The sequence below is a fragment of the Xanthomonas sp. NCPPB 3442 genome (assembly GCF_056725145.1).
The window spans coordinates 1,310,898-1,334,375 of the sequence record NZ_CM161514.1; the positions used below are offsets into that span (position 1 = coordinate 1,310,898).

Annotated in this window: 15 protein-coding genes, 2 other RNA genes and 1 pseudogene; 10 read left to right on the forward strand and 8 right to left on the reverse strand. The window is 67.0% G+C overall.

The window, feature by feature from the left end; genetic code table 11:
- Nucleotides 1–68: 68 nt before the first annotated feature.
- The 3 genes from AC1POX_RS05720 to cobA all read right to left on the reverse strand — a co-directional run bounded on the left by AC1POX_RS05720 (nt 69) and on the right by cobA (nt 3,051).
- Nucleotides 69–575 (reverse strand): methyltransferase family protein, encoded by a 507-nt coding sequence (locus AC1POX_RS05720; RefSeq protein WP_065627662.1) that lies wholly within the window; start codon nt 573–575, stop codon nt 69–71.
- A gap of 297 nt (nt 576–872) precedes the next feature.
- Nucleotides 873–1,832 (reverse strand): cysteine synthase A, encoded by a 960-nt coding sequence (gene cysK, locus AC1POX_RS05725; RefSeq protein WP_338334242.1) that lies wholly within the window; start codon nt 1,830–1,832, stop codon nt 873–875.
- A 16-nt stretch (nt 1,833–1,848) separates the two neighbouring features.
- A complete protein-coding gene (gene cobA, locus AC1POX_RS05730; protein ID WP_219196805.1) occupies nt 1,849–3,051 on the reverse strand; it encodes a uroporphyrinogen-III C-methyltransferase in 1,203 nt (400 codons plus the stop codon).
- A gap of 163 nt (nt 3,052–3,214) precedes the next feature.
- Between cobA and AC1POX_RS05735 the strand changes: the two genes are divergently transcribed.
- Together AC1POX_RS05735 and AC1POX_RS05740 are read left to right on the forward strand one after the other, a co-directional pair.
- The gene (locus AC1POX_RS05735; RefSeq protein ID WP_008574681.1) at nt 3,215–4,198 is read left to right on the forward strand and encodes a LysR family transcriptional regulator; all 984 of its coding nucleotides are present in this window, start codon (nt 3,215–3,217) and stop codon (nt 4,196–4,198) included.
- A 68-nt stretch (nt 4,199–4,266) separates the two neighbouring features.
- Nucleotides 4,267–4,487: pseudogene (locus tag AC1POX_RS05740) on the forward strand (hypothetical protein).
- Nucleotides 4,488–4,502: 15 nt separating this feature from the next.
- Here the strand turns inward: AC1POX_RS05740 and AC1POX_RS05745 are convergent.
- Nucleotides 4,503–4,576: non-coding RNA, sX9 sRNA (locus tag AC1POX_RS05745), on the reverse strand.
- A 750-nt stretch (nt 4,577–5,326) separates the two neighbouring features.
- The gene (locus AC1POX_RS05750) at nt 5,327–6,523 is read right to left on the reverse strand and encodes a sensor histidine kinase (RefSeq protein WP_031424111.1); all 1,197 of its coding nucleotides are present in this window, start codon (nt 6,521–6,523) and stop codon (nt 5,327–5,329) included.
- A 303-nt stretch (nt 6,524–6,826) separates the two neighbouring features.
- On the opposite strand from AC1POX_RS05750, the gene AC1POX_RS05755 reads away from it, so the two are divergent.
- From AC1POX_RS05755 to AC1POX_RS05765, 3 genes are all read left to right on the forward strand, one after another.
- Complete coding sequence (locus AC1POX_RS05755) at nt 6,827–7,264, forward strand: DUF2946 family protein (protein WP_029820159.1); 438 nt, start codon at nt 6,827–6,829, stop codon at nt 7,262–7,264.
- Between the two features lie 195 nt (nt 7,265–7,459).
- The gene (locus tag AC1POX_RS05760) at nt 7,460–9,463 is read left to right on the forward strand and encodes a TonB-dependent receptor (protein WP_209261419.1); all 2,004 of its coding nucleotides are present in this window, start codon (nt 7,460–7,462) and stop codon (nt 9,461–9,463) included.
- Complete coding sequence (locus AC1POX_RS05765; RefSeq protein ID WP_372356847.1) at nt 9,463–11,100, forward strand: PepSY-associated TM helix domain-containing protein; 1,638 nt, start codon at nt 9,463–9,465, stop codon at nt 11,098–11,100. The genes AC1POX_RS05760 and AC1POX_RS05765 overlap by 1 nt, the downstream gene beginning before the upstream one ends.
- Before the next feature lie 126 nt (nt 11,101–11,226).
- Here the strand turns inward: AC1POX_RS05765 and AC1POX_RS05770 are convergent, their stop codons facing one another.
- From AC1POX_RS05770 to AC1POX_RS05780, 3 genes are all read right to left on the reverse strand, one after another.
- Nucleotides 11,227–11,952: a phosphoadenylyl-sulfate reductase gene (locus AC1POX_RS05770; RefSeq protein ID WP_031424105.1), complete on the reverse strand. Its 726-nt coding sequence runs from the start codon at nt 11,950–11,952 to the stop codon at nt 11,227–11,229.
- Nucleotides 11,949–13,655 carry an assimilatory sulfite reductase (NADPH) hemoprotein subunit gene (cysI, locus tag AC1POX_RS05775; protein ID WP_277571031.1) on the reverse strand — a complete coding sequence of 569 codons (1,707 nt, stop codon included), beginning with the start codon at nt 13,653–13,655 and terminating at the stop codon, nt 11,949–11,951. The genes AC1POX_RS05770 and cysI overlap by 4 nt, the downstream gene beginning before the upstream one ends.
- Nucleotides 13,656–13,778: 123 nt before the next feature.
- Nucleotides 13,779–15,626 (reverse strand): assimilatory sulfite reductase (NADPH) flavoprotein subunit, encoded by a 1,848-nt coding sequence (locus AC1POX_RS05780; protein WP_011348411.1) that lies wholly within the window; start codon nt 15,624–15,626, stop codon nt 13,779–13,781.
- Between the two features lie 179 nt (nt 15,627–15,805).
- Here AC1POX_RS05780 and cysD point away from each other — a divergent pair, with 179 nt between their 5' ends.
- The 5 genes from cysD to AC1POX_RS05805 all read left to right on the forward strand — a co-directional run bounded on the left by cysD (nt 15,806) and on the right by AC1POX_RS05805 (nt 23,286).
- Nucleotides 15,806–16,714 carry a sulfate adenylyltransferase subunit CysD gene (gene cysD / locus AC1POX_RS05785; protein WP_031424099.1) on the forward strand — a complete coding sequence of 303 codons (909 nt, stop codon included), beginning with the start codon at nt 15,806–15,808 and terminating at the stop codon, nt 16,712–16,714.
- 17 nt (nt 16,715–16,731) lie between these two features.
- The gene (gene cysN / locus AC1POX_RS05790; protein ID WP_372356848.1) at nt 16,732–18,690 is read left to right on the forward strand and encodes a sulfate adenylyltransferase subunit CysN; all 1,959 of its coding nucleotides are present in this window, start codon (nt 16,732–16,734) and stop codon (nt 18,688–18,690) included.
- Between the two features lie 61 nt (nt 18,691–18,751).
- Nucleotides 18,752–18,825: non-coding RNA, sX9 sRNA (locus AC1POX_RS05795), on the forward strand.
- A gap of 268 nt (nt 18,826–19,093) precedes the next feature.
- On the forward strand, nt 19,094–20,164 hold the full coding sequence (locus AC1POX_RS05800; protein ID WP_008571895.1) for an efflux RND transporter periplasmic adaptor subunit: 1,071 nt from the start codon (nt 19,094–19,096) through the stop codon (nt 20,162–20,164).
- On the forward strand, nt 20,161–23,286 hold the full coding sequence (locus AC1POX_RS05805) for an efflux RND transporter permease subunit (protein ID WP_372356849.1): 3,126 nt from the start codon (nt 20,161–20,163) through the stop codon (nt 23,284–23,286). Before AC1POX_RS05800 ends, AC1POX_RS05805 begins: the two co-directional genes overlap by 4 nt.
- Nucleotides 23,287–23,478: the final 192 nt, after the last annotated feature.

The following is a 23,478-nucleotide window of genomic DNA, read 5'->3' on the forward strand; positions in this document are numbered from 1 at the left end:
ACATCTGGGCGCTGCCTCGGGGCGATCGGCGACAACCTTCGCAACGCACGAGGCGATGCATGTCGGGTCTACAACCAGCGGCGGACACGCGCGCAGTAGTCGTTGTAGTGGCGGCCGAATTCGGCGCGCAGCCGCGCCTCTTCGAACGGAATGACATAGCGCTGCAGCGCAAGCCACGGCAGCGGCACCAACACAACCGCCCACAGCAAGCCGAGTTGCAGGCACAGGCCGACGTAGCTCAGCACCAAGGCCAGGTACATCGGGTTGCGGGTGACGCGATACGGGCCGTCCAGCACCAGGCGCGAGGGATGGCCGCTGGGCATGATGGTGGTGCGCCGACGCGCAAACAGCACGAAGCAGCTCACCGCCAACCCCAGGCCGAGACAGGCGATGCCGCCGCCAGCCAATTCGATCCAGGCCAGCGGCGCGGGAGGAGGGAGAGGCAGGTCCAGCGCCTCTTGCAACCACGCGCCCAGCCCCAGGGCGAGCGCAAAGTGGACCGGGGAGGTCATTTTTACCAGCCATGGCGCCCGTGCGGCACGGGTCTCGCTGTGTCCATACGGCTGGTTGCTCACACATCTCTCCCTACATTACGGCCGCCATCCTAACGTTTCCTTGACATGGACGGGAGTGCGGGCGTCCCGACATCCGGAAAACCGGGCGGATGCTGCGCCCAGCGCGAGGCGTGCCGGGCACGTGTCACGCCTGGTCTCGGCAATACCGCGTGCGCCTTCACCTCGGGGCGGTCACGGATCGTGGGCACGACGTGGCCGCCGCGACGCCGCGTCTTTCGGCGCAAGTGCACTGTTCGGCCGGGGCCAAAAAAAGCCGCGCATTGCGCGGCTTCGGGCCTGGTCATCGACTGCGCCCGATCAGGGCAGTCCGGCCAGCCAGTCGTCGTCGGAGCCTTCGTTGATGTCGGCAAAGAGCGGGGTCGAGAAGTAGCGTTCGCCGGTGTCCGGCAGCATCGCCAGGATGACGGCGCCAGATGCGGCGCCTTCTGCCACGCGCAGCGCGGTGGCGACGGTGGCACCGCCGGAGATGCCGGTGAAGATGCCTTCTTCGGCGGCCAGGCGCCGCGCGACGGTGATGGCGTCTGTGTCTTCCACGCTCAGAACCTGGTGGGCGGCCTCGCGGTTGAGCACCTCGGGCACGAAGTCCGGCGTCCAGCCCTGGATCTTGTGCGGCTTCCAGTCCTGGCCTTGCAGCAGGGCGGCGCCAGCCGGCTCCGAGGCGGTGATGCGCACTTCCGGTCGCGCAACGCGCAGGACCTCGCCCACGCCGGTGAGGGTGCCGCCGGTGCCCCAGCCGGTGACGAAATGGTCCAGCCGGTGGCCGGCGAAGTCACGCAGGATTTCGGCAGCGGTGGTGTTGCGGTGGTAGGCCGGGTTGGCCGGATTGGCGAACTGGCTGGCCAGGAACCAGCCGTGCTGTTCGGCCAGTTCCTTTGCTTTACGCACCATGCCGCTGCCGCGCTCGGCAGCCGGGGTCAGGATGACCTTGGCGCCGTAGGCACGCATCAGCTTGCGGCGTTCGATGGAGAAGGTTTCCACCATGGTGGCGACGAACTTGTAGCCGCGCGCTGCGGCCACCATCGCCAGTGCCACGCCGGTGTTGCCGGAGGTGGCTTCGACGATGGTGTCGCCGGGCTTGAGCAGGCCGCGTTGTTCGGCGTCGAGGATGATCGCCAGCGCCAGCCGGTCCTTGACCGAGCCGCCGGGATTGAACGATTCGACCTTGACGTACAAGGTCACGTTGTCCGGGGCGAGGCGTTGGAGCTTGATCACCGGGGTGTGGCCGATGGTGTCGAGAATGTTGTCGTACAGGGCCATGGGGTCTCCGTCGGGGTCAGGCTGCGTGGGCCAGTGTGGGCGTGTGGGGCGTTGCGCCGGGTGAGTGCGGCGGCGAGGCGCTCAGCGGCGCGCTGCCGAACCAGTGCAGCGTCTGCGCCAGCGTCGCCACCTCGCCCAGGATCAGCAGCGCCGGGGCGGTCACGGCATGCTGCCGGGCGCTGGCGGCCAGGCTGGCGAGCGTACCGAGGATCACGCGTTGCTGCGGGCGCGAGCCGTTTTCGACCAGCGCAAACGGGGTGGAGGCTGCGCGCCCGGCCTGCAGCAGCCGCTGCTGGATGGCGTCCAGGCCGGCCACGCCCATGTAGAAGGCCAGCGTCTGCCGCTCCTGGCCGAGCGCCTGCCAGTCCAGCGTGTCCAGCGAATCCTTGCAGTGCGCGGTGATCAGGCGCAGCGATTGCGCGTGGTCGCGGTGGGTGAGCGGGATGCCGGCATACGCAGCGCAGGCGATGGCGGCGGTGATGCCGGGAATCACCTGAAAGCCGATGCCGTGCGCGCGCAGGAATTCCAGCTCTTCGCCGCCGCGGCCGAACACGAACGGGTCGCCGCCCTTCAGCCGCACCACGCGGCGACCGGCGCGGGCGTGGTCCAACATCAGGGCGTGGATCTGTTCCTGCCGGGTGCTATGGCCTTGCGCCGACTTGCCCACCTCGATGAGGTGCGCGCCATGCCGAGCCAGGCGCAGGATCTGCGGGCTGACCAGGCGGTCGTGCAGCACCACCTCGGCCTGACGCAGTGCGCGCAGCGCATGCCGGGTGAGCAGGCCGGGATCGCCGGGGCCGGCGCCGACCAGGCTCACGTTGCCGGGTGCCAGCGTGCCGATCGGGCTGCGCGGTGCGGGGGAGCGCGCAGGAGCCGTTGCGGACGCCGCAGGCGTCGCGATGTGGGTCAGCAGCCGGCGGGCGCTGGCCGCATGGCGCAGGGCGTCGTTGAGCGCTTCCGATTCGCTGGCGGCGATGGTGAGCCACAGCGGTTGGTCGGGTTGCGCCAGCCATGCCGGGTCGAACCGACCGGCCAACCAGCGCAGTTGCCCGGCCTGCGCCCAGTGCCGCAGCTGCGCCGTGAGCTCGGGCGCGCCCACTAGCGGCAGCGCACCGGCCTGCAGCAGCTGGGCAGTGGCGCGTTCGGCATCGGCACCGCCGCCGACCACCAGGACGGCACGGCCACGCAGGTCGGCAAGCAGCGGGAACGCAGGAGTCACGGTTCGGCAGCATCCTTGAGGGAGGGCAGACCGTAACGCCGGCTTATAGCCGTCGGAAATGACTTCATCCATCCTAAAAATAGCGTTCGGTTATAAGCTGGCCCGCAGAACTCCTCTACAGTCGAAGTCCTTGTAGCGCCTCGCGCTTTTTTGGATATAAGCCATGACGCTGACCCAACTTCGCTATCTGGTGGCCATTGCCGATGCCGAGCTGAACATCACCCTGGCCGCCGCGCGCGTGCACGCGACCCAGCCCGGCCTGTCCAAGCAGCTCAAGCAGCTGGAGGACGAACTGGGCTTTCTGCTGTTCGTGCGCAAGGGACGTAGCCTGGACGCAGTGACGCCGGCCGGTGTGGAAGTGATCGAGCGCGCGCGCGCGGTGCTGTCGGAGGCCAACAACATCCGCACCTATGCGGCCAACCAGCGCCGCGAAAGCCAGGGCCAGCTGACCCTGACCACCACCCATACCCAGGCGCGCTTCGTGCTGCCGCCGGCGGTGGCACAGATCAAGAATGCCTACCCGCAAGTGAGCGTGCATCTGCAGCAGGCCGCCGAAAGTGCGGCCCTGGATTTGCTGAGCCAGGGCGATGCGGACATCGCGGTGGTCAGCACCGCCGGTGGCGAGCCGAGCGCCGGCATCGCAGTGCCGCTGTACCGCTGGCGGCGGCTGGTGGTGGTGCCGCGGGGGCATGCACTGGATCACCCGCGCACGGCACCGGACATGCAGGCGCTGGCCGAGCATCCGCTGATCAGCTACGAATCCTCCACCCGGCCGGGCTCGTCGCTGCAGCGCGCGTTTGCGCAGGTGGGGCTGGAGCCGAGCATTGCGCTGACCGCGCTGGATGCCGACCTGATCAAGACCTATGTGCGCGCAGGGCTTGGCGTGGGATTGGTCGCGGAAATGGCGGTCAATGCCTTCGACGAGGACCTGCGCGCCTGGCCGGCGCCGGCGCCGATCGCCGAGTGCATCGCCTGGGCGGTGCTGCCGCGCGACCGCGTGCTGCGCGACTACGCGCTGGACCTGGTGCATGTGCTCGCGCCGCAAATCGACAAGCGCGACCTACGCCGCGTGCTGGACGGCAATCAGGCGCCCAACTGGCCGTTGCCGCCGACCTGGGAATCGTTGACCCAGACCATCACCAGCTGAGCGGCACGATGACCGAGCCATTGCGCCCCGCACTGAGCAGGCTGTGGTCGTCCGAGCCGGACGGCGGCATGTCGCTGCAGCTGTCGGCCAGCATCGCGGGCCGCGAACATGAGGTGCTGACGGTGCTGGCCGACCCGCGCGACGAAGCGTTATGGGTGGCGGTGCAGGCAGCAGCACGCGCGTGCAGATCCCGCTGGAAGTGCTGCGCAAGGCGCTGGACGTTGCGGCCGCGGATGTGCATTCGGCCGAGTGGTTCGCGCGCCAGGATGCGGATGCGTCCGACGTCTGAGGCCGGGATATGGGCGGCTAGCACAGCCCACCGGGCAGTGGTCAGGCGATGTGGACGGCGCACGGGAGCCGGAGTGGACGTGCGTGCATGCCCCTTCCAAACGGTGGCGGCTTGGCCGTGTGATCGGTGCGTTCGCGATGACCTCGGTGCTGCACTGCAGCGCAATCGCCGCAAAAAAATATCCGCAGGATCAATGGGATGCGTGCCTGCCGGCAGCGCTGCCATGCGTGCTGTGGGTGATTTTCCCTACCCGTGTCAGGGCGATGCAGTCGGCGTCGACCGGGCGCATCAAGTTGCGCGCTGCGTTGTCGAAAACCCTTATAGCAACCATGACGCGACACTCTCGAACGTCTAGGGGTGGACGGCGCAGAGCTGGCGATGCAGGTGATCGCATTGCCGGTGTGTTTCGCGGTGTCGTCGAAGGGTTGCTAGCGCTGTCGCATCACTGTTGCGCGAGGCTGTGCACAGAGCGGCTGGCGCATCCGGGTCCCTGGGGAGAGGCCTGGCGTGCTTGGCGGCGGACCCGGGTCGGGAGCCCGGGTCCGCTTTTTTTATGTTCCGCAGCGAGCATCGGTTAAAGATGGAACAGCGCCAAGTCCTGCCCCATGCACGGCAGGCAGTGCGCGATCGGAGCCGGTGCTGGATTCTGACACCTGCGGCGAGTGGCCGGGTCTGAGCGGTCGCCACTGAGGCGCGACTTGGCGTGGCGCGGGCAGCTGCAACGTCGGCTCGATGGGATGGAGGGTTCGCGCGTTGAGGTCTGGCCACAGACCGGTGCCCCACTAGGTGAGACCCAGGCGTTTGCCGCGCAGCCCGAACACGCGGCGAGCCACACATCTTTAGGCCAACGGAATCCGCACCGAAAAACAGGTCCCGCCCTGCGGCCGCGGCCGGACGTCCACTTCACAGCCCAACGTCTCGGCAGTGCGATGCACGATCCACAGGCCGATGCCCAAACCGTCGCTGCGCGGGTCGGCCTGGCGGAACGCCTGGAAGACCTGCTCGGGTTGGTCCATGTTCAAGCCGATGCCGCTGTCGATGATCTCCACTTCCGCAAAACCGGGGCGGCGGCGGGTGCCGACCAGCACGCGGCCACGCTCGGTGTACTTGATGGCATTGCCGACCAGGTTGCCGATCAAGGTGGTCAGCAGTGTGGGGTGGCTGCGCACGCGCAGCGAGGTGTGCACATAGCGAAGGGCCAGGTACTTGTCGATGGCCGGTTGACGCCACACGCCGAGGATCGAATGCAGCACGTCTTCCAGCTGCAGTGGCTGCAGGTCCGGCATGGCGGCCTTGCTCGCGGCCGCCAGCGTGGCCAGCTCGTCCAGGCTGCGGCCCACCAGGCTGATCGCATCGCGCGCGGTGACCAGGTTGGGAACGGCGTCGACGTCGGCGTGCCGGCGCATCTTGTCGATGGCGTAGGCGGCAGTGCGCAATGGGGTCTTCAGATCGTGCCCGGCGATGGCCATCAGGCGGCTGCGGTAGCGATCGGATTCCTCGGCGATTGCCAGTGCGCGGCGCAATTCCAGCTGCGCCATGGTCTGGCGTGCCAATGCGCGCAGGGCTTCCACCTGCTCCTCGGTGAGTTGGCGCGGCTGCCGGTCGAGCACGCACACCGTGCCTAGCGGCAGGCCGTCGGGTGTCTTCAACAAGGCACCTGCATAGAAATGCAGCGGCGCCTCGCCGGTGACCAGCGGGTTGCGCGCGAAGCGGATGTCATGGCGCGTGTCGGGCACCACCAGCACATCGTTCTCGAGCAGCGCATGCGCGCACATCGACTTGAACAGCGGGGTTTCGCGCTCGCCCATCCCGAGCTCACTCTTGAACCACTGGCGGTCCGCATCGACCAGGCTGATCAGTGCGATCGGCGTCTGGCAAATGATCGAGGCAAGCCGGGTGATGTCATCGAAGGCCGCTTCGCGCGGGGTGTCGAGAATGCCGTAGCTGCGCAGCGCCTGCAGACGCAATGCTTCGCTGGGGGGCTTGGGTGCGCAGGGAAGCGGTTCGGCCGCTCGATCGGACAGGACGGTACTCATGCGCGCGGCTACAGGGTGGAAGCGGCAAGCATAGGGCATGCCAAGGCCGATCGTGTGCTTGCGGTCACAGAGGCGGGACGAAAGTGTGACTGCCGACCAGGACGGCGGCGCGTGGACGGGGCCGGCATGCGGTAAACGGGCCTGGGGCTGAAGCGGCAGGCCCATCCGGTTCTGGCGCGCCGGCTCCGGCGCATGCTTGGGCGCGGGTCATCCGGGGATGACCGGGACAGCCAGGTGCGACATGCGGTCGCGCATCGGCCGCGACCATCGCCCCGGCCTGCGTGGCGGCTTACACTTCGACGCATGCTGCGCTTGTCCCGTCGCCACCGGTTGTTGCCCCTGCTTGCCTGTCTGGCGGTGGTGCTGATGCTGGTCGCTCCGCTGATCAGCCGCTGGAGCCAGGCGCAGCCGATCGAGCCGATGTGCATGGGTGCTGCGGCACTGTCTGCAGAGCGCGCGCTGCATGCCGGTCATCGAACCCAGCCGCCCGGTCTGGCTGCGGACGTGCACTCCGGCGCCGTAGTGAACATGCCGCACGCCGGCACCCATGATGCAGCGACGCATGGCGAAGCCTGCGATTACTGCGTCCTGGCCGCACGCTTGCTGCCATTGCTCATCGTGGCGTTGCTGTGCCTGCTGCAACTGCGGCCGACGCCGGCTCCGGTGTTCACCCAGGCAAGCGCACGCTCGGTCTTTCGATGGGCCGCACTCGGCGCACGTGGGCCACCATTGGGCGCATAAGGTGGCCCCTGTGCGGGCGTCCACGCAGCAAGGCCCCGTACGCGCCTGAGGTTGTCGGCGCCGCTGCCGGGCAGTGCGGACGACTCGCTTCTTATCGAGTGATGCCGATGCGCGCCGCGATGATGGTAGCGCACGGCTGTGCGGCCGTGCAGTCACGGCGAAGGGTTGGTCATGCGTTTGCGGTTGTTGAAAACGATGTGGTATGCGCCGTCGTTGGCGCTGGTGTGGGGGCCTGCATGCGATGTGCAGGCGCAAGACGCCGCACTCACGCTGGGCAAGGTGCAGGTGAGCGAACATGCGCAGCGCAGCCCGAGCACGGCACGCGTGCTGAGCTCGGTGGATGTGATCGGCGGCGAGCTGCTGCACGATCAACATGTGGACTACAGCTGGGAACTGCTGATGCGCGCGCCCGGGGTGCAGGTCACCCAGTTCCGCATGGGCACCGATGCGGGGCGCTTTTCGTTCCGCGGATTCAATGGCGAGGGGCGCATCAATGCGGTGAAGCTGCTGATCGACGGCATCCCCAGCAACGATAACGCCGGCGCCATGCCGTACCTGGACGCGGTGTTCCCGCAGGACATCAGCGCCATCGAGATCGTGCGCGGCACCAACGACGCGCGCTATGGCCTGAATGCCATTGCCGGCAGCGTGGACGTGCTCACCCGTACCGGCGGCAACGACGGCCGCTTGAGCGTGACGGCCGGCAGCTTCGATGCGCGCGAGGTGCAACTGAGCAAAGGTTTCGAACAGGGCGCCTGGAGCCAGAACTACGTGCTGGCCTGGCGCGACTCGGACGGGTATCGCGATCATGCCGACGCACGCAAGCGCAGCGTGGCGGGCAAGTGGTTCTACACCGACCCGGACGGCGCATTCCGCGCGGGGCTCACCACGCGGTACTACGACAACCATGCCTTGGAAGCCGGCTATCTGGATGCCGCCACCGCGCGTGCGGCGCCGCGCAGTTCGCCGGACTATGCGCAGAACGACCGAAGCGAGCGTCGTCTGCGCCAGACTGCGTTGCATGCGGACGGTGCGCTCGGTGAGCAGGCGCAATGGAGCGCCAAGGCCTACCAGAACGACTACCGCAACCAACGCTGGGTGCGGTTTTCTGCGGCCGGGCTGCAGCAGGAACGCGATACCGACGAAACCCATCGCGGGCTGCTGCTGCGTAGCAACTGGCAGCCGGACTGGGGTGCGCTGCAGGCCAACCTGGAAGCCGGGGTGGATGCGCAGTGGCAGGCCAACCAATCGCAGCGGTATCGCACGGTGGCCCGTGTGCGCGGGGCACAGCTGCGCGATTGGGACTACGACCTGCGCACGCGTGGCGCGTATGTGCAGGCGGTGCTGACCCCCATTGCGCGCCTGCAGCTGGTGCCGGGGTATCGCATCGATCGTGTCGATGGACAGCTGCACGACGTGCTGGCCGGCAGCATTGCGCCGGTCTACGACTACGGCACCATCAAGCAACCCAAGTTCAGTGCGAGCTACCGCGTGGGCGAGCAGAGCAGCGTGTATGCGAACTGGGGGCGCACCTTCCAGATCGGCAGCGGCGATGGCGCCTACCGTCGCCAGCCCGGCAACCTCGGGCCCTCGATCAACGACGGTTGGGAGACCGGCTTCAAGTTCGCGCCGTCGTCCCTGCTGGATGGGCGCCTGGCGTATTGGGAGCAGCGCGCATCCGGGGAGGTGGCGACCGTTCTCGGCGTCAATGGCGTGGTCGGCATCGGCGATGTGGCCAATGTCGGCCGTACGCTGCGGCGCGGCTGGGATGCGCAGCTCAACCTGCAGCCGGCCGAGCATTGGCGTGCATGGGTTTCGTATTCGCGGCAGAAGGCCAGCATCGTCACGCCCGATCCGAGCGCCCCGGCCACGCGTGGCAAGGAGATCGAAAACGTGCCGCACTGGTTGGCCACCGCCGGGCTGGAGTGGCAGGTCAGTTCGTCGGTGCAGGTGAGCGCCTGGGGCAACGCACAAGGCGATTACTACCTGGAACGCACCAACACGTTGGGCCGCACCGGTGGCTACGCCTTGCTCAACCTGGGCGCGCGCTGGGCGGTGGACGCGCGCAATGCGCTCAGCCTGCAGCTACGCAATGTCACCGATCGCGCGTATGTGTACGCCTGGTACGACAGCGGCAGCTCCGGTTACTCGCCCGGCGATGGGCGTGCGTTGTCGGTGTCGTGGGATTGGAGCTTCTGATGCATGCAACGATTGACCACGGTGGCGTGGACGAGTCGCGCCAAGCCAGCCGCTGGCGCTTCTATCGCGCGGTGTGGCGTTGGCATTTTTATGCCGGGCTGCTTGTGCTGCCTTTCATCATCTGGCTGGCGGTGACCGGGGCTGCGTTCCTGTACCAGGACGCCATCGACCGCAGCGTGCACCACGGGTTGAAGGTGGTGCCGGTAGGCGATGCGCGCCTGCCCGCGCAGCAGTTGGTTGCCGCTGCACAAGGGCGCTACGGCGGCCGCTTGTTTGTGTACACCACGCCCAAACGCGCCGATGCGAGCGCGGAGATCGGGTTGGTGGATGCGCACGGCGTGCGCCAGGTGGTGTATGTCGATCCGTACCGTGCGCGGGTGTTGGGCGCCTTGCCCGAGCACGGCACGCTCAGCTGGACGATCCGCCGGCTGCATAGTCTTGCGCTGGTGGGGCCATATGCCCGTGGCCTTATCGAAATGGCCGGCGGATGGGCCATCGTGCTGGTGCTCACGGGCGTGTATCTGTGGTGGCCGCGCGGGCGACGCGGCGGCGTGATCAGCGTGCGCGGCAAGTCGACACAGCGGCTGTTCTGGCGCGACCTGCACGCAGTGACCGGTGCCGGGGTTGGTGCGATCCTGCTGTTCCTGGCGCTGACCGGCATGCCGTGGTCGTGGCTGTGGGGTGCGCAGGTCAATCGCTGGGTCAATGGGCATGATTTCGGCTATCCCGCCGGGCTGCGCGTGCAGCAGCCGATGTCGCAGCAGCGCTTGACCGACAGCGGCGAGCCGGCATGGTCGTTGCGGCAGGCGCGCCTGCCGGAATCTGTGGTGCCTGCACAGCCAACTGGCGCGGTGGATGAGCACGCGCATGGCGAGCACGCACGTGCGTTGCAGGTGGGCGACGAGCATCCCGAGCGTTCCCGGCAGGGAGCGCTCCCGACAAGCGCAGCGCATGCAGGCCATGAAGAACACGCAGGGCAAGCAGAATACGCAGAGCAAGCAGAATACGCAGGGCACCTGGCGCAGGCGGAGCACGCGGCCCAACACGCGCATTCGGCAGACAACGCGCATGCCGATCACGGCGATTCCGCTGGATTCGCTGCGCCGGGACGCGGCGCGATCGGTCTGGATGCAGCGATGGCGCGTTTCGAGGCACGCGGCATCCAGCCGGGATATAGCGTGGCGCCGCCGCGTGGTGCGACCGGGGTCTATACCGCGTCGGTGTACCCGGCCGATCTGCAGCGGCAGCGCGTGATCCACCTGGATCAATACAGCGGTGCGGTGCTGCTGGACATGCGTTACCGCGACTACGGGCCGCTGGCCAAGCTGCTGGAATGGGGCATCAACGTGCACCTGGGGCAGCAATACGGCACTGCCAACCAGTTGATCCTGTTGTTCGCCTGCATCGCCATTGTGCTGTTGTGCGTCAGCGCGGCGGTGATGTGGTGGAAGCGCCGCCCAAGCGGGGGCCTGGGTGTACCGTCGTTGCCGGCCGACCCGTGCACGCTACGCGGCCTGATGGTGCTGCTAGTGCTGTGCGGGCTGATCTTTCCGCTGGTCGGCCTGTCGTTGTTGCTGATGTGGGCGTTCGATCGTTACTGGATGCGGCGCACGCACGCCGGTGCCTCGGCGCGGTGACGGGCGCGCCGGTGCATGAGCACGGCGCGCAGTGCACCACCATTGCATCCTGGATGCAGCCTGCCCATGCAGCTGCAGCACATGCTGGTCAAGCGTCACCCGCACAGGTGCACGTGACCGCTGCCGCTAGATGTCTTCGTGGATGCCACACTCGCGCTTCAGGCCGAAGAAACGCGTGTCTTCCTCGCGCATGCCAGGCTCCCAGCGACGGGTGGTGTGGAAATCGCCGATGGACACGTAGCCTTGTTCCCAGAGCGGGTGATACGGCAGATCGTGTGCTTGCAGGTATTGCCACACATCGCGATCGGTCCAGTCGGCGATCGGGCTGATCTTGTAGCGCTCGCCGCGCTTCTGCACGATCGGCGTCTGCGCGCGGCCGCCGGACTGGCTGCGGCGCAGGCCGGTAAACCAGGTGCCCACCTCGAGTTCGTCCAGGGCGCGCCGCATCGGTTCGACCTTGCGCAGGTTGTTGTATTGATCGATGCCGACCATGCCCTGTTCCCACAGGCGGCCGTGGCGCGCTTCCATCCAGGCGCGGCTGACCAGCGGGCGATACACCTTGAGGTTGAGCTTGAGTCGCTCGGTCAGGGCATCGGCGAAGCGGTAGGTTTCCGGAAACAGATATCCGGTGTCGATCAGGATCACCGGAATGTCGGGGCGTTGCTGACTGAGCAGATGCAAGGTGACGGCCGATTGCGCGCCGAAGCTGGACGACAAGGCCGCGTTCTGCGGGCCATGCTGCAGCGCCCAGGCCACGCGTTGGTCGGCGCGCAGCCCTTCCAGCTGCGCATTGAGCGCGTCCAGATCGTCGAACGCAGAAGAGGTAATCGATGCAGCAGGCAGCGCGGTCATGCGAGCAATTCCAGGTCGAGGCGACGGTGCGTGGGGTAGGGTGGCAACGCGATCACGCCGGCGCGGTGCAGGAAATCGCCGAAGCCTTCATCGTTGGCGTGGTCGCCTTCGGTGGCATAGCGCGCCAGCAGCGGTTGCAATGCGGCCAGGATCTCCGGCTCGGTGATGTTTTCGCGATACAGCGTATTGAGGCGTTGGCCGCGGCGGTCGCCACCCAGCATCAGGTTGTAGCGCCCGGGGGCCTTGCCGACCAGCGCGATTTCGGCCAAATACGGGCGCGAGCAGCCGTTCGGGCAGCCAGACACGCGCAGCACGATCGGCGTGTCGGCCAGTCCGTGTTGTTGCAGCAGCGGCTGCAGCGCGGCGCTGAAATCGGGCAGGTAGCGCTCGGCCTCGGCCATCGCCAGGCCGCAGGTGGGCAGCGCCACGCAGGCCATTGCGCCGCGCGCCAGGGCGGTGGCGGCGCGGTTGCCGGCATCCAGCGCGTACTGCGCCACCAGCGCGTCGACGCGTGCGCGCTCGCTGGCCGGTACGCCGGCGATCACCAGGTTCTGGTTGGGCGTCATGCGGAATTCGCCGACGTTCAACTGCGCGATTGCGCGCAACCCGCTCAGATGCGCAGCGGTGTCGGTGTCGGCAATGCGGCCGGCCGGCAAGGAGAGGGTCAGGTGCCATCGCCCGTCTTCGCCTTCGACCCAGCCATAGCGGTCGCCGTTGTGGTCGAACGCGAACGGCTGCGCCGGTTGCAATGCGAAGCCGGCGCGGCGCGCGATTTCGGCCACGATGGTGTCCAGGCCGTGGTCGTCGATGGTGTATTTGAAGCGTGCGCGCTTGCGCACCGCCCGGTTGCCGAAGTCGCGCTGCGTGGTGACCACGGCCGTGGCGATATCGAGCAACTGGTCGCGGGTGACGAAGCCGATCACGTTGGCGACCCGCGGCCAGGTCTCCGCATCGCCGTGCGAGGCGCCCATGCCGCCACCGATGCTGACGTTGTAGCCCAGCAACTGCCCCTCGCGCAGGATGGCGATGAAGCCCAGATCGTTGGCGAAGACGTCCACATCGTTAAGCGGCGGTGCGGCGAAACCGATCTTGAACTTGCGTGGCAGATACCGCTCGCCATAGATCGGCTCCTCCTCGCTGCCGGAGCCGGACACGCGCTCTTCGTCCAGCCAGATTTCGTAGTACGCCCGCGTGTTGGGCAGCAGGTGCTCGGACACGCGCGCCGCATCGGCATACAGCGTGGCATGCGCCTGCGACAGCAGCGGATTTGCGGCCACCTGCACGTTGCGATTCACATCGCCGCAGGCGGCCAGCGTATCGATCAAGGTGGCATTGATGGCCTGCATGGTGGCCTTCAATTCGCGCTTGATCACGCCATGGAACTGGAAGGCCTGGCGCGTGGTGACGCGCAGCGAATGATTGGCATAACGGGTGGCGATGCCATCCAGTGCCAGCCACTGCGTGGGCGTGATCACTCCGCCCGGCGTGCGCGTGCGGATCATGAACTGGTACGCCGGCTCCAGCTTCTGCCGCCGCCGCTCATCGCGGATGTCGCGGTCGTCCTGCTGGTAGCTGCCGTGGTACTTGATCAGCGTCTGATCGTCCTCACGCAACGCCCCGGTCACCGCATCGGCCAGGCTCTGCTGCAACGATCCACGCAGACGGCGGCTTTCGGATTTGATGTCTTCGACGGAGTGGCTCATAACGGGATTCGGCATTCGTGATTGGGGATTAGCAACAGCAAAGCGCGGGCATTACCCACACAGCACAAAGATCGCGGACACCCGCTCTCACGAATCCCCAATCCCCACTCCCCAATCCCGGCACTAATAGACATCCCGCGCATAGCGCCCCTCCACCTGCAATTGGGTGAGATACGCGGCGGCGGCCTCGGCATCCAGGGCGCCGTGGGTGGCGACGATGTCGAGCAGCGCGGCGTGCACGTCCTTGCCCATGCGGGTGGCGCCGCACACATACACGTGCGCGCCGCCCTGCAGCCAGGCATGGACCTCGGCGCCACGCGCGCGCAGGCGGTGTTGCACGTAGAGCTTTTCGGCCTGGTCGCGCGAGAACGCCAGGTCCAGCGCGTGCAACTCGCCGCGTTGCAGGGCCAGCTGCCATTCGGCCTGGTACAGGAAATCGGTATTGAAATGCTGGGCGCCGAAGAACAACCAGTTACGGCCCTTGGCGCCGGTTTCCGCACGCTCCTGCACGAAGCCGCGGAACGGTGCCACGCCGGTGCCCGGGCCGATCATCAGGATGTCGCGATCGGTATCGGCCGGCACGCGGAAGCGGTGGTTGGGTTCGATGTACACCGGCGCAGTGTCGCCTTCGGCAAGCGCGGCCAGAAAGCCGCTGGCCGAACCCAGGTGCGCATGCCCATGCGCCTGGTAGGCGACCTCGTCCACCGCCAGATGCACCTCATCGCCCACGCGCTTGCGGCTGGAGGCGATGGAATACAGCCGCGGGGTGAGCGGACGCAGCGCGGCGAGCAGGCCGGCGTGGTCCCAATCCGCCGGCCAGCGGCGCAGCACGTCGATCACCTGATGATCGGCGAGCAGCGACGCCAGGCCGGCAGTCTGGGTGGGGGCGAGCAACGCTTGCAGTTCTTGCGCGCCTGCGCGCTCGGCATGTGCGGTGAGAAACGGCCGCGACAGCTTGGTCAGTTCGCGCTGGGTGGCGAGCCATGCATGCAAAGCCAGTGTCTGCTCGCCGACGGTGACAACGGCGTTGCCGTCCAACCGCAATGTCTGCAGCACCGCATCGACCAACGCAGGCGGATTGCGGTGGCGGATGCCCAGCGCATCGCCCGGCTCATAGCTCAGGCCACTGCCTTCCAACGAAAATTCCAGATGACGCACGCGCTTGCCGGGGACCGCGTAGACGCGAAATCCCGGGCCCTTGAAATCGCGCCCGCTGATGATCTGATTGGACAACAGCTCGGCGGCGAACGGCTGCTGCTGCGACCACACCGGCGTGGCCGGGGTGCTGCGCAGTGGCGTGACCGTGGCCGAGTGCAGGCCGCCCTTGAGTTGCTCGCGCGCATGCGTGAGCGCCTGCGCGCGCCATGGCGCGGCGACGCTGTCGATGTCCAGATCGGCTTCGCCGCGCGGCTGCACGCGGCGGCCGCCCAGTTCGGCCAGGCGCTCGTCGATGCGTCGGGCGATACCGCAAAAATCGGCATAACTGGAATCGCCCAGCCCCAGCACTGCGTACTTGAGCTCGGGCAGCTTGGGCGCGCGACGGCTGGTCAGGAATTCCACCAGGCCGATCGCATCGTCTGGCGGGTCACCTTCGCCCTGGGTGCTGATCACCACATACAACAGCCGCTCACTGGCCAGCTCGCGGGTGGGGTAGGCGTCGGCGCGCAACAGGCGCACGCTCAGACCTGCGGCTTCGGCCTCGGCGGCCAGGTGCTCTGCCTGGCGACGCGCGTTGCCGGTCTGGCTGCCGTACACCACGGTCAGGCGCTGGCCTTCCAGGGCGATTGCCTGTGCTTGTCCGCCCGGCAACACGGCCAGCGCGCGCGGCGGATGGCCCTGCGCCAGCCCGGCGGTGTAACCGGACAGCCACCACAGCGATGCGGTATCCAGGCCGTCGACCAACCGGTCCAGCAGCGCCTTGCGCTCGTCGGGCAAGGGGCTGGGCGGTAGCGCGGAACTGGCGGCGGTCATTCGGATCCGGGGGATTTGATGAGAGGGACGATGTTAGGGAAGCGTTGCGCCCACCAGAAAGGAATTGCCGTTATCGCGTTATGCCGGGCGCTTATTTCGCGCAGTCATCAGGGCGGCACACACTGCAGCGCCTTGCCCTACCATCGGCTGGTCTGCCCGCCGACACCCACGACATTCCGATGACCCTGCCGCCGCTGTCCCATCTCGACCGGCTCGAAGCCGAAAGCATCCACATCCTGCGCGAAGTCGCCGCCGAGTTCCGGGCTCCGGTGATGCTGTATTCGGTGGGCAAGGACAGTTCGGTGCTGCTGCACCTGCTGCTCAAGGCGTTCGCGCCATCGCGGCCGCCGATCCCGCTGCTGCATATCGATACACGCTGGAAGTTCCGCGAAATGATCGCCTTCCGCGACCGCCGCGCGGCCGAGACCGGCGTGGACCTGCGCGTGCACATCAACCCCGACGGCGTTGCGCAGGACGTTGGCCCGATCAGCCACGGTGCCGCCGTGCACACCGACATCATGAAAACCCAGGGCCTGAAGCAGGCCCTGGAGCACGGCGGCTTCGATGCGGCGATCGGTGGGGCACGCCGCGACGAAGAGAAATCGCGCGCCAAGGAGCGCGTCTTTTCGTTTCGTACCGCACGCCACCGCTGGGACCCGAAGAACCAGCGCCCGGAGTTGTGGAATCTGTACAACGCGCGCACCGGTCCGGGCGAAAGCGTGCGCGTGTTTCCGCTCTCCAACTGGACCGAGCTGGACATCTGGCTGTACATCTACCGCGAGAAGATTCCGGTGGTGCCGCTGTACTTCGCCGCCCCGCGCCCGGTGGTGGAGCGCGATGGTGCCTGGATCATGGTCGACGACGCGCGCCTGCCGCTGCGCCCGGGCGAAACCCCGCAACTGCGCTCGGTGCGCTTCCGTACGCTGGGCTGCTACCCGCTCACCGGCGCCATCGACTCCGAGGCCGACACGCTGGAAGCGGTCATCGCCGAAATGCTGGTCAGCACCAGCTCCGAGCGCCAGGGCCGCATGATCGACCACGCCCCGGGCGCATCGATGGAACAGAAGAAGCTTGAGGGGTATTTCTGATGGGCAGTGAATGGGGAATGGAGAATGGGGAATCGCAACAGCGGTTGCCGGAAGACGTCACGTTGGCGGAGAACGCTTTTGCGATTCCCGATTCCCGACTCCCAATTCCCGGCACCATCGGCGCCTACCTCCAGCAACACGAATCCAAGCCGCTGCTGCGCTTCATCACCTGCGGCAGCGTGGACGACGGCAAGAGCACGCTGATCGGGCGGTTGCTCTACGACAGCAAGCGCTTGTTCGACGATCAGCTTGCCGCGCTGGAAAGCGATAGCCGACGGCATGGCACCCAGGGCGGGGGCATCGACTATGCCCTGCTGATGGACGGGCTGGCGGCCGAACGCGAGCAGGGCATCACCATCGATGTGGCCTACCGCTATTTCGATACCGACCGGCGGAAATTCATCGTGGCCGATTGCCCCGGACACGAGCAGTACACGCGCAACATGGCCACCGGCGCGTCGACCGCCGATGTGGCGGTGGTGCTGGTGGATGCACGCAAGGGCCTGCTGACGCAGACCCGCAGGCATAGCTACATCGTGTCGTTGCTGGGCATCCGGCATGTGGTGCTGGCGGTCAACAAGATGGACCTGGTGGATTACGACGCGCAGGTGTTCGCCGACATCGCAGAAGGCTACACCGCACTTGCCGCGCAGCTGGGCATCGCCCAGGTGCAGTGCATTCCGCTGTCGGCGCTGGCGGGCGAAAATCTGTCCAGCGCTTCGACGCAGATGCCGTGGTACGGCGGCCCGCATCTGCTGCAGCACCTGGACACCGTGCAGTTGGAGTCGCTGGACGCTGGTAGCGGCCTGCGCCTGCCGGTGCAATGGGTCAACCGCCCCAACGCGCAGTTCCGTGGCTATGCGGGCACGATTGCCGCCGGCCAGGTGCGTGCGGGCGATGCGGTGGTGGTCGTGCCGTCCGGGCGCCGCACGCAGGTGGCAAGCGTGCGCGATGCCAACGGCGAGGTCGACAGCGCACGCGCCGGGCAGGCAGTGACGCTGACCTTGCGCGATGAGATCGACATCAGCCGTGGCGACATCATTGCCGCCGTCGACGACCCGCCGGAGGTGGCCGACCAGTTCGCCGCGCATCTGCTGTGGATGGACGATGCTGCGTTGCTGCCCGGCCGCCCGTACTGGCTCAAGATCGGCACCCGCACCGTGACCGTGAGCATCAGCGAGATCAAGCACAAGGTCGATGTGAACACGCAGGAGCGGCTGGCCGCCAAGCGCCTGGAACTCAACGAGGTGGGTTACTGCAACCTGGCACTGGACGAACCGATCGCGTTCTCGCCTTACGCGCGCAACCGCGTGCTCGGCGGATTCATCCTGATCGACCGCCAAAGCAATGCCACCGTGGCCGCCGGCACGCTGGAATTCGCGTTGCGCCGCGCCGGCAACGTGCACTGGCAGCATCTGGACGTGGATCGCAGCGCACGTGCGCGCATCAAGGGCCAAGCGCCACGCGTGCTGTGGTTTACCGGGCTGTCGGGGGCCGGCAAGTCCACGGTCGCCAACCTGGTCGACAAGCGCCTGCACGCGCTGGGCTATCACACCTTCATCCTGGACGGCGACAACGTGCGCCACGGGCTCAACCGCGACCTGGGCTTCACCGACGAAGACCGCGTGGAAAATATCCGTCGCGTGGCCGAAGTGGCCCGGCTGATGGCCGATGCCGGCCTGATCGCGCTGGTGAGTTTCATTTCGCCATTCCGTGCCGAGCGGCAGCTGGCGCGCGAACGCTTCGACCAGGGCGAGTTCGTCGAGGTCTTCGTGGACGTGCCGCTGGCCGTTGCCGAGGCGCGCGATGTGAAAGGGCTGTACCGCAAGGCACGCGCCGGGCAGATTCCCAATTTCACCGGGATCGACTCGCCGTACGAGGCACCCCAGAATCCGGAGATCCATCTTCACGCCGATGGTGAGAATGTAGAGGCGCTGGCGCACCATGTGCTCGAATATCTGGGGCTGGAACGCTAAGCGCGGCTAGTAAAACTCCTGCGCAGCCGCCAGGCGGGCGCGGCCGGTGCTCGGAATCGGCATGTGCCACTCGTACACTCCGGTTCTGAGTGCGCCGTCCGCACCCACCTGACTGCTCGCTACGTTTTGTTCGCCGCTCTAAGGGCGGCGAACACGACAGGGCATGCGGTCGTCAGGCAAACGCGGTGCGTGTACGCAGCGGCGGTGTATGACCCCATACACGCCGTTATTGCATACCGGCGGCGCCCGTCTGGCGAATGCGCGGCCAGGTGCTGGCCGCGCTGACCAGCGCATCGTGCCAAGGACAGCAAGGGTCTTTGGTCATGGTGCAAAGCGCGCCCTTTCTGTCAATTCATGGCGGCTAGGTCGGTAAACTTTCGACGTACCCCGCCAGGATGTTCTGATGCCTGTTCTGCCCAGCGCGCGCGTTTGCGCCGCGCTCTTGTTGGCCGCTGTCCTGGCCGGTTGTAGCCGTCAGGCCAGCACGCCGGCCGCCGCCAAACCCATTCCGGTCTCGGTGCAGGCGGTGGCCACCCAACCCTGGAACTCGACCGTGCAGTCGATCGCCACCGTGCGTGCGCGCGAATCGGTGGCGCTCACCGCCGCGGTCAGCGATGTGGTGGAGCAGGTGTATTTCGACAGCGGCGACGAGGTCAAGGCCGGGCAATTGCTGCTGCGTCTGCGCGGCAATTCGCAGCAGGCGGCACTGACCGCCGCACAGGCCACCTTCGAAGAGACCGACCAGTTGTACCGCCGCCAGTTGAGTCTGGTTGGCCAGCAACTGGTGGCCAAGTCCACCGTGGACACGCAGCGCGCGCTGCGCGATGCCGCACAGGCGCGGGTGCAGCAGATGCGCGCGGAAATCACCGACCGCGAAGTGCGCGCGCCGTTTTCCGGCGTGCTGGGCATCCGCCAGATCAGCCCTGGCTCGCTGATCACCTCCAGCACGGTGATCGCCACGTTGGACGATGTGGCGCGCATGTATGTGGATTTCCAGGTGCCGGAATCGCAGTTCGGCCTGGTGCAACTCGGTAATGCCGTGAGCGGCAGCGCGGCGGCGTATCCGGGCGCGCAGTTCCAGGGCGAGGTGGTGACCATCGATTCGCGGATCGATGAGACCACGCGCTCGGTGACGGTACGTGCGGATTTCCCCAACGACGATCGCCGGCTGCGTCCGGGCATGCTGCTGGATGTGCGGCTGTTCCAGCCGGCGCGGCAGGCGGTGGTGATTCCGGAAATTGCGGTGGTGCAGGTGGGGCGCGAATCGTACGTCTTCCGGGTCAAGCCCGACAGCACCGTGGAGCGCGCCGATGTGCGGCTGGGCGAGCGTCGCGACGGCAAGGTGGAAATCCTCGAAGGCATCAAGGCCGGTGAGCGCATCGTGGTCGATGGCACCGGCAAGCTGCGCCCGGGCCTGAAGGTTGCCGATCAGGCCGCGCCCGCAGCGCCACGCCCGCAGGCGGCCGCACAATGAAACTCTCCGACCTGTCGATCACCCGCCCGGTGATGGCGGTGGTGATGAGTTTGCTGCTGATCGTGCTGGGGGTGATGTCGTTCACCCGCCTCACGCTGCGCGAGTTGCCGGCCATCGACCCGCCCATCGTCTCGGTGGATGTGGAATACACCGGCGCCTCTGCCGCAGTGGTGGAAAGCCGCATCACCCAGGTGCTGGAAGACGCGCTGGCCGGCATCGAGGGCATCTCCACCATCGAGGCGCGCAGCCGTAATGGCTCCTCCGACATCAGTATCGAGTTCGTGCAATCGCGCGATGTGGAAGCGGCCGCCAACGACGTGCGCGATGCGGTCAGCCGGGTGTCCGACCGCATGCCCGACCAGGCGCGTCCACCGGAGATTTCCAAGGTCGAAGCCGACGCCGACCCCATCCTGTGGCTCAACATGAGCTCCAGCACGATGGACACGCTGCAGCTGTCCGACTACGCCGAGCGCTACGTGGTCGACCGCTTCTCCAGCCTGGATGGCGTGGCGCAGGTGCGGATCGGCGGGCGCCAGCGCTATGCGATGCGTATCTGGCTGGACCGCGACCAATTGGCGGCACGCGAACTCACCGTGACCGATGTGGAAGCGGCGCTGCAGAACGAAAACGTCGAGCTGCCCGCCGGCAGCATCGAATCGGCGCAGCGCGATTTCACCTTGCGCGTGGAGCGCAGTTATCTCAAGCCCGAAGACTTCGCCAAGTTGCCGTTGAACAAGGGCGAGGGCGGTTACGTGGTACGGCTGGGCGATGTGGCCAGGGTGGAGCTGACCTCGGCCGAGCGGCGCGCCTATTTCCAGAGCAATGGCGTGCCCAACGTGGGGCTGGGCATCGTGCGCAACTCCACCGCCAATGCGCTGGACGTGGCGCGCGAAGCGCGCGCGCAAGCCGAAGAAGTGCAGAAGTCGCTCCCGAAGGGCACCAACATCTTCGTTGCCTTCGATACCACCACCTTCATCGATGCGGCGGTGGAGCGCGTGTATCACACGCTGGTGGAAGCGGTGGTGCTGGTGCTGGTGGTGATCTGGGTGTTTCTGGGCAGCGCGCGTGCCGCGCTGATTCCTGCGGTGACGGTACCGGTGTGCCTGATTGCCGCGTTCATTGCGCTATACGCCTTCGATTTTTCGATCAACCTGCTCACCCTGCTGGCCTTGGTGCTGTGTATCGGCCTGGTGGTGGACGACGCCATCGTGGTGGTGGAAAACATCCAGCGCCGGATCGATCTGGGCGAACCGCCGCTGGTGGCCGCCAAGCGCGGCACCGGGCAGGTGGCGTTCGCGGTGATCGCGACCACGGCCGTGCTGGTGGCGGTGTTTCTGCCGGTCGGTTTTCTGGAAGGCAATACCGGGCGGCTGTTCCGCGAATTGGCAGTGGCGCTGGCGGCGGCAGTGGCGATCTCGGCCTTCGTGGCGCTGACGCTGACGCCGATGATGTCGTCCAAGTTGTTGCGCGCGCATGGGCAGGCCAAGCCCAATCGCTTCCACCGCTGGTTCGATGGGCGCATGCAGGCGGTGTCCGGTGCGTATGGGCGCTCGCTGGAGCGGCATGTGCACCGCACCTGGATCTTTGCGCTGTTGATGCTGTTGGCACTGGGCGCCAGCGCATGGCTGATGGGCCGCATTCCTTCCGAACTGGCGCCGGCCGAAGACCGCGGCAATTTCCAGATCATGATCGACGGCCCGGAAGGTGCCGGCTTCGATTACACGGTGGGGCAGATGCATCAGGTGGAAGACATCCTGCGCCCCTTCGTGGGGCCGGACAAACCCATCGTGCGCGCCAACCCGCGCGTGCCCGGCGGCTTTGGCAGCAGCGAGGAAATGCACACCGGCCGGGTTAGCGTGTTCTTGCAGGATTGGGAAAAGCGCTCCCGCCCCACCACCGAAGTGGCCGATGAGGTGCAGCAGAAACTCAATGTGCTCAGCGGCGTGCGTGCGCGCACGCAGGTGAGCGGCGGGCTGGTGCGTAGCCGTGGACAACCGTTCCAGCTGGTGCTGGGCGGGCCGGATTACGCGGAGATTGCGCAATGGCGCGACCGCATTTTGCAGCGCATGGAAGCCAACCCCGGTCTGGTCGGCCCCGACTCCGATTACAAGGAGACCCGCCCGCAGATGCGCGTCAATATCGACCGCCTGCGCGCGGCCGATCTGGGCGTGCCGGTCACTGCCATCGGCGGGGCGCTGGAAGCGTTGATGGGCTCGCGCCGCGTCACCACCTTCGTCGACAACGGCGAGGAATACGACGTGATGCTGCAGGCCGGGCGCGAAGGCCGCATGTCGCCGGAAGACCTCACCGCCATTCGCGTGCGTTCCAACCGTGGCGAACTGATCCCGCTGTCCAACCTGGTGACCTTGAGCGAAGTGGCCGAAGCCGGCACCTTGAATCGCTTCAATCGCCTGCGTGCGATCACCATCACCGCCGGCCTGGCCCCGGGCTACCCGCTTGGCGATGCCATCGCCTGGGCGCAGCAGGCCGCGCAGGAAGAACTTCCCGAATATGCGCAGGTGGACTGGAAAGGCGAATCGCGCGAGTACCAGCAATCGGGCAGTGCGGTGTTGCTGACCTTCGGCATGGCGCTGCTGGTGGTGTATCTGGTGCTGGCCGCGCAGTTCGAAAGCTTCGCGCACCCGTTGGTGATCATGCTCACCGTGCCGTTGGCCGTGCTGGGCGCGCTGGTGGGGCTGTGGCTGACCGGCGGCACGCTCAATCTGTTCAGTCAGATCGGCATCGTGATGCTGGTGGGACTGGCGGCCAAGAACGGCATCCTGATCGTGGAATTCGCCAACCAGTTGCGCGACGAAGGGCGCAGTGTGCATGCAGCCATCGTGGAGTCGGCATCGGTGCGTTTGCGCCCGATCCTGATGACCTCGATTGCGACGGTGGTCGGCGCGATTCCGCTGGTGGTGGCCGGTGGGCCTGGCTCGGCCAGCCGCGCCACCATCGGCGTGGTGGTGATCTTCGGCGTCTCGCTGTCCACGTTGTTGTCGCTGTACGTGGTGCCGGCGTTCTACAGCCTGATCGCGCCGTTTACCAAGTCGCCCGAAGCGGTGGCCCGCCAGCTGGAAGCCCTGGAAGCGCAGACGCCGTCGGTGGGTGGGCATGCGTGAACGCGGTCGGCAGCGCAACGGCTGCCGGCGTCCGTCGAGGCGGGGAAGGTGTCAGGCCATCGAGGTGCTGGGCCGGTATGTGCATTCGTCCATCTGAGCGGCCGGTGTCGCTGTGCTGCGCGGTACGTTGCATGCGGCCGCGATGCCGCGCGCTGCGATACGTCTCATATGGTTGTGCACGGTAGGCCGTCG

What these genes read in the sequence shown, in the direction of transcription:
- cysK (WP_338334242.1), bottom strand. Translation starts at nt 1,832, where the DNA reads ATGGCCCTGTACGACAACATTCTCGACACCATCGGCCACACCCCGGTG.
- AC1POX_RS05735 (WP_008574681.1), top strand. Translation starts at nt 3,215, where the DNA reads ATGACGCTGACCCAACTTCGCTATCTGGTGGCCATTGCCGATGCCGAG.
- AC1POX_RS05750 (WP_031424111.1), bottom strand. Translation starts at nt 6,523, where the DNA reads ATGAGTACCGTCCTGTCCGATCGAGCGGCCGAACCGCTTCCCTGCGCA.
- AC1POX_RS05755 (WP_029820159.1), top strand. Translation starts at nt 6,827, where the DNA reads ATGCTGCGCTTGTCCCGTCGCCACCGGTTGTTGCCCCTGCTTGCCTGT.
- AC1POX_RS05760 (WP_209261419.1), top strand. Translation starts at nt 7,460, where the DNA reads ATGTGGTATGCGCCGTCGTTGGCGCTGGTGTGGGGGCCTGCATGCGAT.
- AC1POX_RS05765 (WP_372356847.1), top strand. Translation starts at nt 9,463, where the DNA reads ATGCATGCAACGATTGACCACGGTGGCGTGGACGAGTCGCGCCAAGCC.
- AC1POX_RS05770 (WP_031424105.1), bottom strand. Translation starts at nt 11,952, where the DNA reads ATGACCGCGCTGCCTGCTGCATCGATTACCTCTTCTGCGTTCGACGAT.
- cysI (WP_277571031.1), bottom strand. Translation starts at nt 13,655, where the DNA reads ATGAGCCACTCCGTCGAAGACATCAAATCCGAAAGCCGCCGTCTGCGT.
- AC1POX_RS05780 (WP_011348411.1), bottom strand. Translation starts at nt 15,626, where the DNA reads ATGACCGCCGCCAGTTCCGCGCTACCGCCCAGCCCCTTGCCCGACGAG.
- cysD (WP_031424099.1), top strand. Translation starts at nt 15,806, where the DNA reads ATGACCCTGCCGCCGCTGTCCCATCTCGACCGGCTCGAAGCCGAAAGC.
- cysN (WP_372356848.1), top strand. Translation starts at nt 16,732, where the DNA reads ATGGAGAATGGGGAATCGCAACAGCGGTTGCCGGAAGACGTCACGTTG.
- AC1POX_RS05800 (WP_008571895.1), top strand. Translation starts at nt 19,094, where the DNA reads ATGCCTGTTCTGCCCAGCGCGCGCGTTTGCGCCGCGCTCTTGTTGGCC.
- AC1POX_RS05805 (WP_372356849.1), top strand. Translation starts at nt 20,161, where the DNA reads ATGAAACTCTCCGACCTGTCGATCACCCGCCCGGTGATGGCGGTGGTG.